Below are 14,393 nucleotides of genomic sequence, written 5' to 3'. Positions count from 1 at the left end.
CCTGATGCAACGATAGAGCTATAATTTACGCACAACGGTTGCTTACATCAGCGCATTGATTTGTGCAAATTGAAGTGCGATTGTCGGCCATCCAAAAACAGGAGGAACACCCATGCGTGAGATCGGTCATTTCATCGGCGGCAAACAGGTTGCCGGCACCAGCGGCCGCGTAAGCAACGTCTACAATCCGGCAACCGGCGAAGTGCAGGCGACGGTCGCACTCGCAAGCGTCGAGGAATTGCGCGCCGCTGTCGAAAACGCCAAGGCTGCGCAGCCGAAATGGGCCGCCACCAATCCTCAGCGCCGCGCCCGCGTCTTCTTCAAATTCGTCGAACTCCTGAACAAGCACATGGACGAGCTTGCCGAAATCCTCTCCAAGGAACACGGCAAGACGATCGAGGATGCCAAGGGCGACGTTATCCGCGGCCTCGAAGTCTGCGAATTCGTCTGCGGCATTCCTCATCTCGCCAAGGGCGAATTCACCGAGGGCGCCGGGCCTGCGATCGACATGTATTCGATCCGCCAGCCGGTCGGCATCGGCGCCGGCATTACGCCCTTCAATTTCCCGGGCATGATCCCGATGTGGATGTTTGCGCCGGCGATCGCCTGCGGCAACGCCTTTATCCTGAAGCCCTCCGAGCGCGATCCCTCCCTGCCGATCCGTCTCGCCGAACTGATGATCGAGGCCGGCCTGCCGGCCGGCATCCTCAACGTCGTCAATGGCGACAAGGGTGCCGTCGACGCGATCCTCACCGATCCCGATATCGGCGCCGTCTCCTTCGTCGGCTCGACGCCGATCGCCCGCTACGTCTATGGCACCGCGGCGATGAACGGCAAACGCGCCCAGTGCTTCGGCGGCGCCAAGAACCACATGATCATCATGCCGGATGCTGATCTGGATCAGGCCGTCAACGCGCTGATGGGCGCAGGCTATGGTTCGGCCGGCGAGCGCTGCATGGCGATCTCGGTTGCCGTTCCGGTCGGCGAGGAGACCGCCAACCGCCTCGTCGAGAAGCTGACGCCGAAGATCGAATCCCTGCGCATCGGCCCCTACACCGACGACAAGGCCGACATGGGCCCGCTCGTCACCAAGGAAGCCTATACCCGTGTTCGCGGCTTGATCGACCGCGGCATCGAAGAAGGCGCCAAGCTCGTCGTCGACGGCCGCGATTTCAAGCTCCAGGGCTATGAAGACGGCTATTTCGTCGGCGGCTGCCTGTTCGACCACGTCACGCCCGAGATGGACATCTACAAGACCGAGATCTTCGGACCCGTCCTCTCCGTCGTTCGTGCCCAGAACTATGAGGAAGCGCTGTCGCTGCCGATGAAGCACGAATATGGCAACGGCGTCGCCATCTACACCCGCGACGGCGATGCCGCCCGCGATTTCGCCTCGCGCATCAATATCGGCATGATCGGCATCAACGTTCCGATCCCGGTTCCGCTCGCCTATCACTCCTTCGGCGGCTGGAAGGCCTCGAGCTTCGGCGACCTCAACCAGCACGGCACGGATTCGATCAAGTTCTGGACGAAGACCAAGACCGTCACCGCCCGCTGGCCTTCCGGCATCAAGAGCGGCGCGGAATTCGTCATGCCGACGATGAAGTGATCGTTACGACATTCCAATCTGCAATTCGGGGGCCTTTCGGCCCCCCGTTCTATTTGGAAACCAAGCGCGCGCCGCACCGGCATGCTTTCACTGTCCCGGCCCGCCCGAGCGCCGGCAGGTCATCATGGATTGCAACCAGAAGATCCTGAGGCGGGATTGACGTCGCGGCAAATGGCCTCATAAGCTGAATGCGAATTTCATATTTTGGAATTGTTCAAAACTAGCAAACCGCCTATATAGGTCTGAACAGACGAGTCAGGAGAATGGCATGCGGTTGACGAAGCAGACCAACTATGCGGTTCGCATGTTGATGTATTGTGCTGCCAACGACGGGCACTTGAGCCGGATTCCGGAAATCGCCAAGGCCTATGGCGTTTCCGAGCTCTTTCTTTTCAAGATCCTCCAGCCGCTGAACAAGGCGGGTCTGGTCGAAACCGTGCGCGGTCGCAACGGCGGCGTGCGCTTGGGCAAGCCGGCCGCCGACATTAGTCTTTTCGACGTCGTTCGGGTGACGGAAGACAGTTTCGCCATGGCCGAATGCTTCGAGGATGACGGTGAGGTCGAATGCCCGCTGGTCGACAGCTGCGGCTTGAATTCGGCGCTGCGCAAGGCGCTCAACGCTTTCTTTGCGGTGCTTTCGGAATACTCCATCGACGACCTCGTCAAGGCGCGTCCGCAGATCAATTTCCTTCTCGGAATCACTGGCGAGCCGGCCTATCGCAAACCCGCGATCGTTGCCCCTGCCGCCTGATCGAAAGACCAGGATGAACTTCTGAACCGCGGTTGCCCCCAAGCAACCGCGGTTTTTGTTTTTGCGGGGCATCTCCCGTGGCCTCCAGAACGGGGAAATGCCGGCTGCGTGTCGCGATGGGCGCGTTTTTATACCAAATGCGACAAAATTTCGGTCTTTTTTGTGCGAATATTTCCGAATGAGGCTGATTTTTGACGGAAAATTTCTAAAATTGTCCAGCTGGAAAAATTTTCTGCGTAGCCCGTTGCTTTCAGTAAATAAATATCGTTCCATCGACCGTCGACCGGGATGGCAATCTACGGTCTCCAAACATCAAAAAAGAACAACCGGGAAACAATATTATGAAAAAGATCTCTGTCCTGCTGGCAGCGACGGCCTTGATTTCCGTCATGGCGACGTCGGCCTGGTCCAAGACCCTTGTTTATTGCTCCGAGGGCTCGCCGGAAGGCTTCGACCCCAGCCTCTATACGGCAGGCACGACCTTCGACGCGTCGTCGCGCACGGTCTATAGCCGCCTCGTCGAATTCAAGCATGGCGGAACCGAGATCGAGCCCGGCCTGGCCGACAGCTGGAGCGTTTCGGCCGACGGCAAGGAGTATACCTTCAAGCTGCATCCGGGCGTCAAGTACCAGACCACCGACTTCTTCACGCCGACACGTGACTTCAACGCGGACGACGTCATCTTCTCGTTCGAGCGTCAGCTCAAGGCTGACAATCCGTGGAACAAATATGTCGAGGGCGGTTCCTACGAATACGCGGCCGGCATGGGCTTCCCGGAGTTGATCAAGTCGATCGAGAAGGTCGATGACCTCACCGTCAAGTTCACGCTCAACCATCCCGAAGCGCCGTTCCTTGCCGACCTCGCCATGGACTTCGCCTCGATCGTCTCCAAGGAATATGCCGACAAGCTCGCCGCCGACGGCAAGATGGCGCAGCTCAATCAGCAGCCGCTCGGCACCGGCCCGTTCACCTTCGTCGCCTACCAGCCGGATGCCGTCATCCGCTACAAGGCGAACGAAACCTATTTCAAGGGCAAGGAAAAGATCGACGATCTGGTTTTCGCCATCACCTCTGATGCCGCCGTCCGCGCGCAGAAGCTGAAGGCCGGCGAATGCCACCTCATTCCTTATCCGAATGCGGCTGACGTCGCCGAACTCAAGAAGGACGAGAACCTGACCGTGCTCGAGCAGGCCGGCCTGAACGTTTCGTATCTCGCTTACAACACCTTGATTGCTCCCTTCGACAAGGCCGAAGTCCGCAAGGCGCTGAACATGGCGATCAACAAGCAGGCGATCGTCGACGCCGTCTTCCAGGGTGCTGCGGCCGTTGCCAAGAACCCGATCCCGCCGACCATGTGGTCCTATAACGATGCCGTCGTAGACGACAAGTATGACCCCGATGCGTCGAAGAAGATGCTGGCAGATGCCGGCGTCAAGGATCTGAAGATGAAGATCTGGGCGATGCCGGTTTCGCGTCCGTACATGTTGAACGCACGTCGCGCCGCAGAATTGATGCAGGCCGACTTGGCCAAGGTCGGCGTCGATGTGGAAATCGTCACCCATGAATGGGCCGAATATCTGAAGCTCTCGTCCGACAAGAATCGCGACGGTGCCGTCATCCTCGGCTGGACCGGCGACAATGGCGACCCTGACAACTTCATGGATACGTTGCTTGGCTGCGACGCTGTCGGCGGTAACAACCGCGCTCAGTGGTGCAACAAGGAATTCGACGATCTGATGACGAAGGCCAAGCAGACGGCCGACGTCGCCGAGCGCACGAAGGCCTATGAACAGGCTCAGCTGATCTTCAAGAAGGAAGCTCCCTGGAATACGCTCGACCACTCATTGGTCTTCGTTCCGATGAGCAAGAAGGTCTCGGGATTCTTCATGGACCCGCTCGGAATTCACCGCTTCGACGGCGTGGACATTTCCGAATAATAAAAAATCTGTAAACTGCCCGGTCAACGCCGGGTGCGGCCGGCGGTCAGGTTCCCCTGACCGCCGGAAACTATTGGAAAACCTGCTATGTTGCGTTTTTTCATCGGCCGCCTCGCGGTGCTGATCCCGACATTCCTTGGCGTTTCGCTGATAGCCTTCTCGTTCATCCGCATGATCCCCGGCGACCCCGTCATGCTTTTGTCGGGTGAACGTGTGATGGCGCCGGAACGTCACGCCCAGATCATGCACGATCTCGGTTTCGACCGGCCCCTATATGTGCAGTATTTCGATTATCTCGGAAAAGTGCTGCAAGGCGATCTCGGCACCTCGATCGTCACCAAGCGGCCCGTTCTCGGCGAGTTCTTCACATTGTTCCCGGCAACGCTGGAGCTTTCGCTCTGTGCCATCATCATTGCCGTCTGTCTTGGCGTGCCCGCCGGCGTCTTTGCGGCCGTCAAGCGAGGCACGTGGTTCGATCAGAGCGTGATGGGAGTTGCCCTCATCGGTTATTCCATGCCGATTTTCTGGTGGGGTCTGCTGCTCATCATCTTCTTCTCCGGCTATCTCGGCTGGACGCCGGTTTCCGGCCGCATCTCGCTGATGTATTTCTTCAAGCCGGTCACCGGATTCATGCTTGTCGACAGTCTGCTGTCGGGCCAGAAGGGAGCCTTCGCCTCGGCCGTCAGCTACCTCATTCTGCCGACCATCGTGCTGGCAACCATCCCTCTCGCCGTTATCGCCCGCCAGACGCGTTCGGCGATGCTCGAGGTGCTGGGTGAGGACTATGTCCGCACGGCACGCTCGAAGGGACTGAAGCCGCTGCGTGTCGTCGGCGTGCATGCGCTGCGCAATGCGATGATCCCTGTTATCACCACGATCGGTCTGCAGATCGGCGTTCTTCTTGCCGGCGCCATCCTCACCGAGACGATCTTCTCCTGGCCGGGTATCGGCAAATGGATGGTCGATTCGGTCTTCAAGCGCGACTACGCCGTGGTCCAGGGCGGCCTTCTGCTGATCGCCGGCGTCATCATGCTGGTCAATCTGATTGTTGATGTTCTTTACGGCTTCATCAATCCGCGCATTCGTCATTAGGAGCGGTCCATGAGCACGGTCACCGTCAAAACCGGCCAGCCATCCGCTCTTGCGGAATTCTGGCATTATTTCTCCCGCAACAAGGGCGCCGTCATCGGCCTGGTGGTTTTCGTCATCATCCTGGTCGTCGCAATCCTCGCGCCGCTCTTTGCGCCGCATGCGCCAAACGAGCAGAACCGCCAAGTGCTGCTGGCCGTACCCTTCTGGATGGAGGCGGGCAGCGCCTCCTACCTGCTCGGAACGGATGCCGTTGGCCGCGATATCCTCTCGCGCCTGATCTACGGCGCGCGGTTCTCGCTCTTCATCGGCGTCGTCGTCGTCACGCTTTCGGTCATTTCAGGCGTCCTGATCGGCCTCGTCGCCGGATATTTCCGCGGCAAGGTCGATACGGCAATCATGCGCCTGATGGATATCATCCTGGCCTTTCCGTCGCTGCTGCTCGCTCTCGTTCTGGTGGCCGTGCTAGGCCCCGGTCTGACCAATGCGATGATCGCGATTTCGCTGGTCAACCAGCCGCATTTCGTCCGGCTGACGCGCGCCTCGGTCATTTCAGAGCGTGAGAAGGAATATGTGATCGCTTCGCGTGTCGCCGGTGCCGGCACCTTCCGGTTGATGTTCAAGACGATTTTGCCGAACTGTCTAGGGCCACTGATCGTTCAGGCGACGCTCGCCTTTTCGGCCGCGATCCTCGATGCCGCTGCCCTCGGCTTCCTCGGCATGGGCGCCCAGCCGCCGACACCCGAATGGGGGACGATGCTGGCCGAATCCCGTGAGTTCATCTCGCGCGCCTGGTGGGTCGTAACATTCCCGGGTCTTGCCATCCTCATCACCGTTCTCGCCATCAACCTGATGGGTGACGGCCTGCGCGATGCGCTTGACCCCAAGCTGAAGAGGTCGTGATGCCACTTCTCGAAATCGAAAATCTGACTGTCGAATTCCAGACGTCATCGGGTCTTTTCCGCGCCGTCGATGGCGTATCGCTCACCTGCGACAAGGGCGAGATCCTCTCGATCGTCGGTGAATCCGGCTCGGGCAAATCCGTTGCCATGCTGGCACTGATGGGGCTTTTGCCCTGGACGGCGAAGATCACCGCCGATCGCATGCAGTTCGATGGCCAGGATCTGCGCGGCATCTCCGCCCGCCAGCGCCGCAGGATCATCGGCAAGGACATGGCGATGATCTTCCAGGAGCCGATGTCGAGCCTCAATCCGTGCTTCACGGTCGGCTTCCAGCTTGGCGAGACACTGCGGTTCAATTTGGGCCTCAACCGGAAGGAACGTCGCGAACGTTCGATCGAGCTTCTGAACCTCGTCGGCATTCCGGCGCCGGAAGACCGCCTGTCGAACTTCCCGCATCAGATGTCCGGCGGCATGAGCCAGCGCGTCATGATCGCCATGGCGCTCGCCTGCAATCCGAAGCTTCTGATCGCCGACGAGCCGACGACCGCGCTCGACGTGACCATCCAGGCACAGATCCTCGATCTGCTCGTGCGCCTGCAGAAGGAGCACGGCATGGCGCTGGTGCTGATCACCCACGACATGGGTGTCGTTGCTGAAACCGCCGAGCGTGTGCAGGTGCAATATGCCGGCCAAAAGGTCGAGGAGCAGCCGGTGAGGGCGCTGTTCCGCGATCCGCACCATCCCTATACGGCAGCCCTGCTCGCCGCTTTGCCGGAGCGCGCCAAAGTCGGCCAGCGCCTTCCCTCGATCGCCGGTGTCGTGCCCGGCCAACATGGCCGCCCGACAGGCTGTCTTTTCGCGCCGCGCTGCGGCTACGCCACGGTCGAATGCGATCGCGGCGTCGTCCGCCAGGGGCCGGAGCTCGGGCTGGCGCTCTGCAACTATCCTTTGAAGGACGGCAAGCCGCTCGGGCATCCCGGCATCATGGCCGTTGAAACTGCAGGAGACCTGGTATGACCGGCGCTGTTCTCGAGGGCAGGGATCTCGCCCGCTTCTACACCGTCAACCGCGGTCTCTTCAAAGCCGATGCCACCGTCAAGGCGCTGAACGGCGTCAGCTTCAGTCTCCATTCCGGCAAGACGCTTGCCGTCGTCGGCGAATCCGGCTGTGGCAAGTCGACGCTCGCCCGCCTGGTCACGATGATCGAGGATCCGACGGCCGGCGAATTGCTGATCGACGGCAGGCCCGCCCGCGTCGGCGACCGTAGCCTGCGCAGCCAGGTGCAGATCGTCTTCCAGAATCCTTACGGCTCGCTCAACCCGCGCCAGAAGGTCGGCGCGATCCTCGAAGAGCCGCTGAAGATCAATACCGATCTCGATGCCGCCGCCCGCCGTCGCAAGGTGGAGGAGATGATGGCCCGCGTCGGCCTGCGTCCGGAGCATCACGGCCGCTATCCCCATATGTTCTCCGGCGGCCAGCGCCAGCGCATCGCCATTGCCCGCGCTTTGATGCTGCGGCCGAAGGTGCTGGTGCTCGACGAACCGGTTTCGGCTCTCGATCTGTCGATCCAGGCGCAGGTGCTGAACTTGCTGATGGACCTGCAGAAGGAGATGGGCCTTGCCTATCTCTTCATCTCGCACGGTCTCTCGGTCGTCCATCACATCGCCGACGAGGTGATGGTCATGTATCTCGGCCGCCCGATCGAAACCGGTCCTGCCGCTGAAGTCTTCGCCCGGCCGCGCCATCCCTATACGGCCGCCTTGTTGTCGGCGACCCCGATCGCCGATCCCGAGCGCGAGAAGACCCGCATCCGCCTGCAGGGCGAACTGCCGTCGCCCTTGAGGCCGCCGTCCGGCTGTCACTTCAATCCGCGCTGCTGGAAGGCGCAGGACTATTGTCGCCAGGTTTCTCCCGAATTGAGGGGAGAAGGCGCACAACAATATGCCTGTCATTTCCCGCTCGATTAAGTGGGAGCCGGAGCAATTCCAGGAAAAGTGTGTAGCGGTTTTCCGTCCGGAATTGCGCAGACAAAAGGTTAGATGCTGGGGAAGGAAACATGCCGGATGAGCAGATGAACAGGCCTCATGCGATCATCGTCATGGGGGTCAGCGGCTGCGGTAAATCCTCCGTTGGCGAGAAGCTTGCCGAAGCCCTGCGCCTGGCCTTCGTCGAAGGCGATGCGCTTCATCCCGCCGCCAATGTCGAGAAGATGTCGAAGGGCATCCCGCTGACCGATGAGGATCGGATGCCCTGGCTCGACCGCATCGGCGAAGACATCAAGGCCTCGCTGGAGAAAGGCGAGGGCATCATCGTTTCCTGCTCGGCGCTGAGACGCCTCTATCGCGACAGGCTGAGGGCTGCCGCCGGCGGCAATCTGTTCTTCGTCTATCTCGAAGGTTCCAGGGCGCTGCTGATGAAGCGTATGGGCGAGCGCAAGGGACATTTCATGCCGGTCTCGCTGCTCGACAGCCAGCTGGCGACGCTTGAGGTGCCTACAGGCGAGCCGGGTGTCGTCACCGTCGATATCGACGACACGATCGAAGGCATCGCGGCAACGGCGCTCAAGGGCCTTTCAGCGCTCGGCGTTACGGGTTGAAACGCTGCGGCGAATAGGCCGCGATATCAATGAACGGCGTCTCGCCGGTGATGAGTTCGGCAAGCACGCGGCCGGTCACCGGCCCGAGGGTCAGTCCGTGATGGGCATGGCCGAAGGCAAACCACAGGCCCTGATGGCGCGGCGCCTTGCCGATAACAGGCATCATGTCTGGCGTGCAGGGGCGCGCGCCCATCCAGGGTTCGGGATCGAGCCTGCCTCCGAGCGGGAAGATCGTGCGCGCCACGGCTTCGGCGCGGTCGAGCTGGACCGGCGTCTTCGGGGCGTCGAGCGTTGCAAACTCCGCCCCTGTCGTCAGGCGGATGCCGCGGCGCATCGGCGCCAGGAGATAGCCGCGTTCGGCATCGAGCGTCCAGTTGTTGAGCACGGCATTGCCCTCGGCGGCATAGTGCATGTGATAGCCGCGCTTGACGCCGAGCGGAAAGGAATAGCCGAGCCGGCGCGTTGCAACGGCCGCCCAGGGGCCGAGCGCCATCACCGTATCCTCGGCTTCGAGCGGACCTTCCGCGGTCATGATCTTCCAGCCGGAGCCGAACGGGCCGAGCGAGGCGGCGTCACCCGTGACGAAGCGGCCGCCGATACTTTCGAAATAGCGGCGATAGGCCGATGTCAGCGCATGCGGATCGAGCACCGACCAGGGATCGCGCCAGCGGATGCCGCCGGCGAAATCGCCGGTCATATGAGGTTCGATGTGGGCAATGTCGGCCGGAGTCAGGCTGTCATACTCCACGCCGAATTCATTCTGCCAAAGTGCGGCCTCCGCAAGAGCCCCGTCGCGCTTGGCTTCAGTGCGGAAAATCTTGATCCAGCCGTCCTTGCGGATCAGCCCTTCGGCCTGCGACGCCTCGATCAGGTCTTTGTGTTCGGCAATCGAATTTTCGATCAACGGCGCATAGGCCCGGGTGATGATCGCGTGGCGCCGCGCATTGGAGTTCCACCAGTAGCGGGCGAGAAAGGCGATCTGGCTCGGCAGCGTGCGCAGGTGATAATGCGCGTCGATGCGGTTATTCAGCGCATAGCGCAGCAAAAGGCCGAGCTGCTGGGGAAAGCCGTAAGGCGCCACACCTTCGCGCTGGATCAGGCCGGCATTGCCGAACGAGGTTTCGTTGCCCGGATCCTTGCGGTCGATCAGCGTCACCTGCCGGCCGCGCCGCTGAAGATGGATGGCCGTGGAAACCCCGACGATGCCGGCGCCGAGCACGATTGCGTTCTTCGTCATTTCCGCTTGCATTCCGCTTTGTCTATCGGGGTAAAAATGCCCGTGCCGATACCGCGACGCAAACGGAAAATCGCATTCATTTCAAAATCATTGCGCTTTTCAGTGCGGCATTTTCGGCCTTTACGCGCACATAGAGGACAAGCCCGTTGAGAAGGGAAAAGACGATCGCGTAAAGCGGCAGGCCGAAGGCGAGGGGAAGTGCGGCGATCTCGCCGACGACGATCGCATAGTTCGGATGGCGGAGGAAGCGATAAGGCCCCGATCCGACGAGCGGCGCGCCGGGCAGGATGATGATACGCGTCGTCCAGCGGCCTTTCAGCGTCGCCAGCACCCAGAGCCGCAGCGCCTGCAGCCCCATGAACACCAGAAACCAGAAGAGCGCGATCGGCCTGCCGGGGGCAAGCAGCCAAAGGCCGATGATCCAGCCGGCATGAAGCGCCACCATGACGGGATAGTGCTCGGGTGCCACCTCTTTGGCGCCACTGGCAAGCAGCGCCGCCGTGTTGCGCCGGGCAAGCACCAGCTCCCCCAGTCGCTGCAGCGTTACGAATGCAAGAAGCGCGATTGACGGCCACATCATGCCGCTCTCCTAAGCGTCACGCAGCTGGCCGAAAAGCCCGGCCCCATGGCGATCATCGCGGAGCGCTCCGGCAATCCGGCGCGGATTGCCCGCTCCAGCACGAACAGAATGGTCGGCGACGACATGTTGCCGTATTCGGCAAGCACGGCGCGCTCGTGATCGAGCGTGCCCGGCACCAACGACAGCGCGCTCTCCATTGCGGCCAGCACCTTCATGCCGCCGGGATGGCAGATGAAACGGCCGATATCCTCCACCCTCAGCCCGTTGCGCGCCAGAATGGCCGTCACGGCCGGGCCGAGCTCGCGCTCGGCAAAGGGCGGCAGCGATTGCGCCAGCACGATGCCGAAGCCGCCGTCATCGATCTTCCAGCCCATGATATCGAGCGTGTCGGGAAAGAGATGCTCGCCGGTCGATTCCACTTCCGCCAGCCCGTCTTCGCCTGATCGCAGCACGCAGGCGGCAGCGCCGTCGCCGAAAAGCGCCGTCGCGATGATGTTCGGCCGCGTCAGCTCGTCCAGCCGGAAGGCCAGCGTGCAAAGCTCGATCGAGACGAAAAGCACAACAGTCCCCGGCCGGTTTCTCGCCAGCCGCGAGGCGATCGCAAAGCCCGACACGCCGGCGGCACAGCCAAGCCCGAACACCGGAACACGTTCGATGTCGGGTCTGAAACCCATCCTGCGGCTAAGCTGCGCATCAAGGCTCGGTGTCGTAAAACCGGTGGAGGAGACGGTCACGACACAGTCGACATTGCAGGCCTCAAGCCCTGCCTGGCGAAGGGCCGCGCTGGCGGCCTCGACGAAAAGCCCGCCCGCCACCTCGGCATAGGCCTGCATTCGATCCTGCCAACCATGTGGCTCGTCGAACCAGGCAAGCGGCCGCGCCGCATGGCGCTTGTCGATGCCGGCGCTGTCGAAGACGCGGGCAAGATGGCGAAAATCCTCGAAACGGTCGGCAAACAGCCGGGCCGAGGCTTCGAGCGCCTGTTTTTGGAAAATGACATGTTCGGGTGTGGCAACGGCGAGGCTGACGAGTTTGACGGTGTCGGTCACAGAATTCTCCTTGTCCCTCCGGCGGAACGAAGGAAAACACGCGGACGCCCAAATTATTCGGTTCTGAAACTTCACGAAAGGGTGAAGAAAGAAATGCAAGCGGCAGCCGAATAAAGCTGGATGCAGCGGTGTTCTCTCGTCGCAACGTCACTTTCGAGGAGTTCCCCATGACGATCATGACAGCCCGCATCGCTTCCATCATTCTCGGCGGCTGCCTTGCCGCTTCTGTTGTCTCCGGCCCGGTTTTTGCGGTCGGCGATGATAGTAGCACGACGCCGGTCTGCAAGAAGGGCGAGATCTACGACCAGAAGACCAAGAAATGCGTCAAGCAGCAGAGCGCCAATGTCTCCGACGAGAACCGCGCCGACTATGCCTATTCGCTGGCCAAGGCCGGCCGCTATGAGGAGGCGCTTGCCGTGCTCGACACGGTCAAGGATCAGAACACCGCCGAAGTGCTGAATTATCGCGGTTATGCCACCCGCAAGCTTGGCCGCACCGACGAAGGCATTTCCTATTATCTGCAGTCGGTGAAGATGGACCCGCAATACGCCAAGGTCCGCGAATATCTCGGCGAAGCCTATGTCATCAAGGGCCAGCTCGATCTCGCCAAGGACCAGCTGCAGTCAATCAAGGCGATCTGCGGCACCGGCTGCGAGGAATATCAGGATCTGAACGCTGCAATCCTCGATCCCTCTAAGATCTGATCAGCAGGCCACGGGGCGGGAAAATGGAAGCACGAAAGGGATGTAAGAATGTCGGTCGCGCGCACCCATTTTCCTGCCTATAGTCGCGCGAGAATGGAATCGCCGGTTCATCCGGCGGTTTCGAAGAATGCAGGACCGGCGGAGGCGGCCATCGCGAGCGAAGCGGATATCAGGAGCGGCCTGACGGAAAATCTGGCAAGGCTCTGGCGTTATGGTCTCGTTCTCTCGCATCAGCGCGATGTCGCCGACGACCTGGTCCAGGCGACCTGCCTCCGTGCGCTGGAGCGCGCCGATCAGTTCATCCCCGGCACCCGGCTCGACCGCTGGCTGTTTTCGATCCTGCACTCGATCTGGCTGAACGAGATCCGCTCCCGCCGGGTGCGCCAGGGCCAGGGTTTCGTCGATGCCGGGGAGACGCTGACCTTCGACGGCGCCCACGACACCGAAACCCATGTGATGGCGGGTCAGGTGCTGAAGCAGGTGAATGCGCTGCCCGAGGCGCAGAGGACAGTGGTTTTCCTCGCCTATGTGGAAGGACTTTCCTATCGCGAGGTTGCAGGCATATTGGATATCCCGATCGGAACCGTGATGAGCCGGCTGGCGGCGGCCCGCGCCAAGCTCTCCGACGCCGGACCGGAAGGGGGACGGCAATGACGACGAAACACACCATTCCCTCCGACGAGGACCTCACCGCCCTCATCGACGGCGAACTGACGCCCGAAGAGGCTGCGCGCATTGAAGCCATTGTGAACGAAGACGAGAGCACCGCCGAACGGCTGGAATTTCTGGCGCGCGCCAACCTGCCCTTCGAACAAGCCTTCGCTCCGCTCCTATCGGAGGCGCCGCGCGAGAAGCTGCAGGCGATGCTCGCCGCCCTACCTGTGCAGCAAAGCGCAAAATCTCGCCCCGCGCCCGCATTCGCCAACCGCCGCCGTTTCCTCGGCGCGCTCGCCGTCTCGCTGGTCGCCGGCATCGCCATCGACCGCGCCGTCATCGGCATGGGAGCACGCTTTTCGGCCAAGGACGAAAACAGCGAATGGCGCGCCGTGGTCGCCGACTATATCTCGCTCTATACCGCCGAAACGCTCGCCGGCCCCGTGCCCGGCAGGGAGGATCAGGCCGCCCAGCTCGCCGGTCTTGACGAGAAGCTCGGCCTGTCACTCTCCCCCGAAGCCGTCTCGCTGCCGGGGATTGATTTCAAACGCGCCCTGTTGCTGCAATATGATGGTAAGGCGCTCGCCCAGATCGCCTATCTCGACCCCGAAACCGGCCCGATGGCGCTGTGCATCGTCAAGTCTGACAAGGGGCCGAAGGCGCCGGACCTCGAAAGCCGCAAGGGCATGAACGTAGTCTATTGGTCGAACGCGACGCACGCCTTCATGCTGATCGGCCGCATCCCCGTAGACCGGGTGCAGGAATTGGCGGAGAACGCCCGGAGCAGGCTTTCAAGCTGACCGGCTCAGCGGGCTTCAGCTTCGCCGGTTTTTCTTGGGGAGCGCGTTTGAGTTCCAAATTGACGCTTTGAACAAGGACATCGGCTTTACCACGGTCGGACAGGACGCCGTCGTCAAGCTCCAAGTTTTCCCTTCACTCGCTATGGAACGATCACAGCCGACGTCACCGAATTGCGGCAGATGCGATCCTCGAACCCGACGCGGCACGCCGGAGGCGACCCCGCGGCACGACAGCCGGAGACGACGTTCGGCGGCGCCGAAACAATGCGGACCTCTCGCTTTCCCGATATCACCAAGGCTGAGACTTATTAAATTTCAGCAGATGACCGTAACGTCAATTTAAGTGCCGCCGTGGCAGCAATTGCGAAGGTTCGAACGGGCGAGCACAGGATCCTGGAATATGTCTTCTGGCCTTCGGTAGAGGTTGCGGCGGAAGCGCTTCATGAGCGTTAGTTACTAAGGTCAAAAACTTTCCCGAAGCGAAA

The 14,393-nt window shown here is 61.2% G+C and carries 14 protein-coding genes; 11 read left to right on the top strand and 3 right to left on the bottom strand.

Going from position 1 to position 14,393, the window contains the following annotated elements:
- The first annotated feature begins 112 nt into the window (after positions 1-112).
- The 8 genes from OIU37_RS15370 to OIU37_RS15335 all read left to right on the top strand — a co-directional run bounded on the left by OIU37_RS15370 (position 113) and on the right by OIU37_RS15335 (position 8,884).
- Positions 113-1,609 carry a CoA-acylating methylmalonate-semialdehyde dehydrogenase gene (locus OIU37_RS15370; RefSeq protein WP_020048532.1) on the top strand — a complete coding sequence of 499 codons (1,497 nt, stop codon included), beginning with the start codon at positions 113-115 and terminating at the stop codon, positions 1,607-1,609.
- Between the two features lie 268 nt (positions 1,610-1,877).
- Positions 1,878-2,360 carry an iron-responsive transcriptional regulator RirA gene (gene rirA / locus OIU37_RS15365; RefSeq protein WP_018244873.1) on the top strand — a complete coding sequence of 161 codons (483 nt, stop codon included), beginning with the start codon at positions 1,878-1,880 and terminating at the stop codon, positions 2,358-2,360.
- A gap of 341 nt (positions 2,361-2,701) precedes the next feature.
- Complete coding sequence (locus OIU37_RS15360) at positions 2,702-4,297, top strand: ABC transporter substrate-binding protein (RefSeq protein ID WP_171601558.1); 1,596 nt, start codon at positions 2,702-2,704, stop codon at positions 4,295-4,297.
- A gap of 87 nt (positions 4,298-4,384) precedes the next feature.
- Positions 4,385-5,389, top strand: coding sequence for an ABC transporter permease subunit (locus OIU37_RS15355; protein WP_171601557.1), 1,005 nt, complete (start codon positions 4,385-4,387; stop codon positions 5,387-5,389).
- A gap of 9 nt (positions 5,390-5,398) precedes the next feature.
- Positions 5,399-6,289: an ABC transporter permease subunit gene (locus OIU37_RS15350; RefSeq protein ID WP_171601556.1), complete on the top strand. Its 891-nt coding sequence runs from the start codon at positions 5,399-5,401 to the stop codon at positions 6,287-6,289.
- The gene (locus OIU37_RS15345; protein WP_264258000.1) at positions 6,289-7,305 is read left to right on the top strand and encodes an ABC transporter ATP-binding protein; all 1,017 of its coding nucleotides are present in this window, start codon (positions 6,289-6,291) and stop codon (positions 7,303-7,305) included. Before OIU37_RS15350 ends, OIU37_RS15345 begins: the two co-directional genes overlap by 1 nt.
- Positions 7,302-8,255, top strand: coding sequence for a peptide ABC transporter ATP-binding protein (locus OIU37_RS15340; protein WP_171601554.1), 954 nt, complete (start codon positions 7,302-7,304; stop codon positions 8,253-8,255). Before OIU37_RS15345 ends, OIU37_RS15340 begins: the two co-directional genes overlap by 4 nt.
- Before the next feature lie 89 nt (positions 8,256-8,344).
- Complete coding sequence (locus tag OIU37_RS15335; RefSeq protein ID WP_171601553.1) at positions 8,345-8,884, top strand: gluconokinase; 540 nt, start codon at positions 8,345-8,347, stop codon at positions 8,882-8,884.
- Here the strand turns inward: OIU37_RS15335 and OIU37_RS15330 are convergent.
- The 3 genes from OIU37_RS15330 to OIU37_RS15320 all read right to left on the bottom strand — a co-directional run bounded on the left by OIU37_RS15330 (position 8,874) and on the right by OIU37_RS15320 (position 11,750).
- Complete coding sequence (locus OIU37_RS15330; protein WP_240601988.1) at positions 8,874-10,121, bottom strand: FAD-binding oxidoreductase; 1,248 nt, start codon at positions 10,119-10,121, stop codon at positions 8,874-8,876. The two genes, OIU37_RS15335 and OIU37_RS15330, sit on opposite strands and share 11 nt — an antisense overlap.
- Before the next feature lie 76 nt (positions 10,122-10,197).
- Positions 10,198-10,701 (bottom strand): isoprenylcysteine carboxyl methyltransferase family protein, encoded by a 504-nt coding sequence (locus OIU37_RS15325; protein ID WP_180693742.1) that lies wholly within the window; start codon positions 10,699-10,701, stop codon positions 10,198-10,200.
- The gene (locus OIU37_RS15320; RefSeq protein ID WP_264257999.1) at positions 10,698-11,750 is read right to left on the bottom strand and encodes a type III polyketide synthase; all 1,053 of its coding nucleotides are present in this window, start codon (positions 11,748-11,750) and stop codon (positions 10,698-10,700) included. Before OIU37_RS15320 ends, OIU37_RS15325 begins: the two co-directional genes overlap by 4 nt.
- A 167-nt stretch (positions 11,751-11,917) precedes the next feature.
- Between OIU37_RS15320 and OIU37_RS15315 the strand changes: the two genes are divergently transcribed.
- From OIU37_RS15315 to OIU37_RS15305, 3 genes are read left to right on the top strand one after another with little or no spacing between them, the layout of a single operon-like run.
- Positions 11,918-12,454 carry a tetratricopeptide repeat protein gene (locus tag OIU37_RS15315; RefSeq protein WP_264257998.1) on the top strand — a complete coding sequence of 179 codons (537 nt, stop codon included), beginning with the start codon at positions 11,918-11,920 and terminating at the stop codon, positions 12,452-12,454.
- Between the two features lie 48 nt (positions 12,455-12,502).
- Entirely contained in the window at positions 12,503-13,108 is a 606-nt protein-coding gene (locus OIU37_RS15310) for an RNA polymerase sigma factor (RefSeq protein ID WP_171601548.1), read from the top strand.
- Complete coding sequence (locus tag OIU37_RS15305; RefSeq protein WP_264257997.1) at positions 13,105-13,908, top strand: anti-sigma factor; 804 nt, start codon at positions 13,105-13,107, stop codon at positions 13,906-13,908. Before OIU37_RS15310 ends, OIU37_RS15305 begins: the two co-directional genes overlap by 4 nt.
- Positions 13,909-14,393: the final 485 nt, after the last annotated feature.

It is taken from the genome of Rhizobium sp. BT-226 (assembly GCF_025847085.2).
Taxonomy (GTDB): Bacteria; Pseudomonadota; Alphaproteobacteria; order Rhizobiales; family Rhizobiaceae; genus Rhizobium; species Rhizobium sophorae.
Note: the sequence above shows the minus strand (reverse complement) of the source record. Positions and strands in the feature narration are given on the sequence as shown.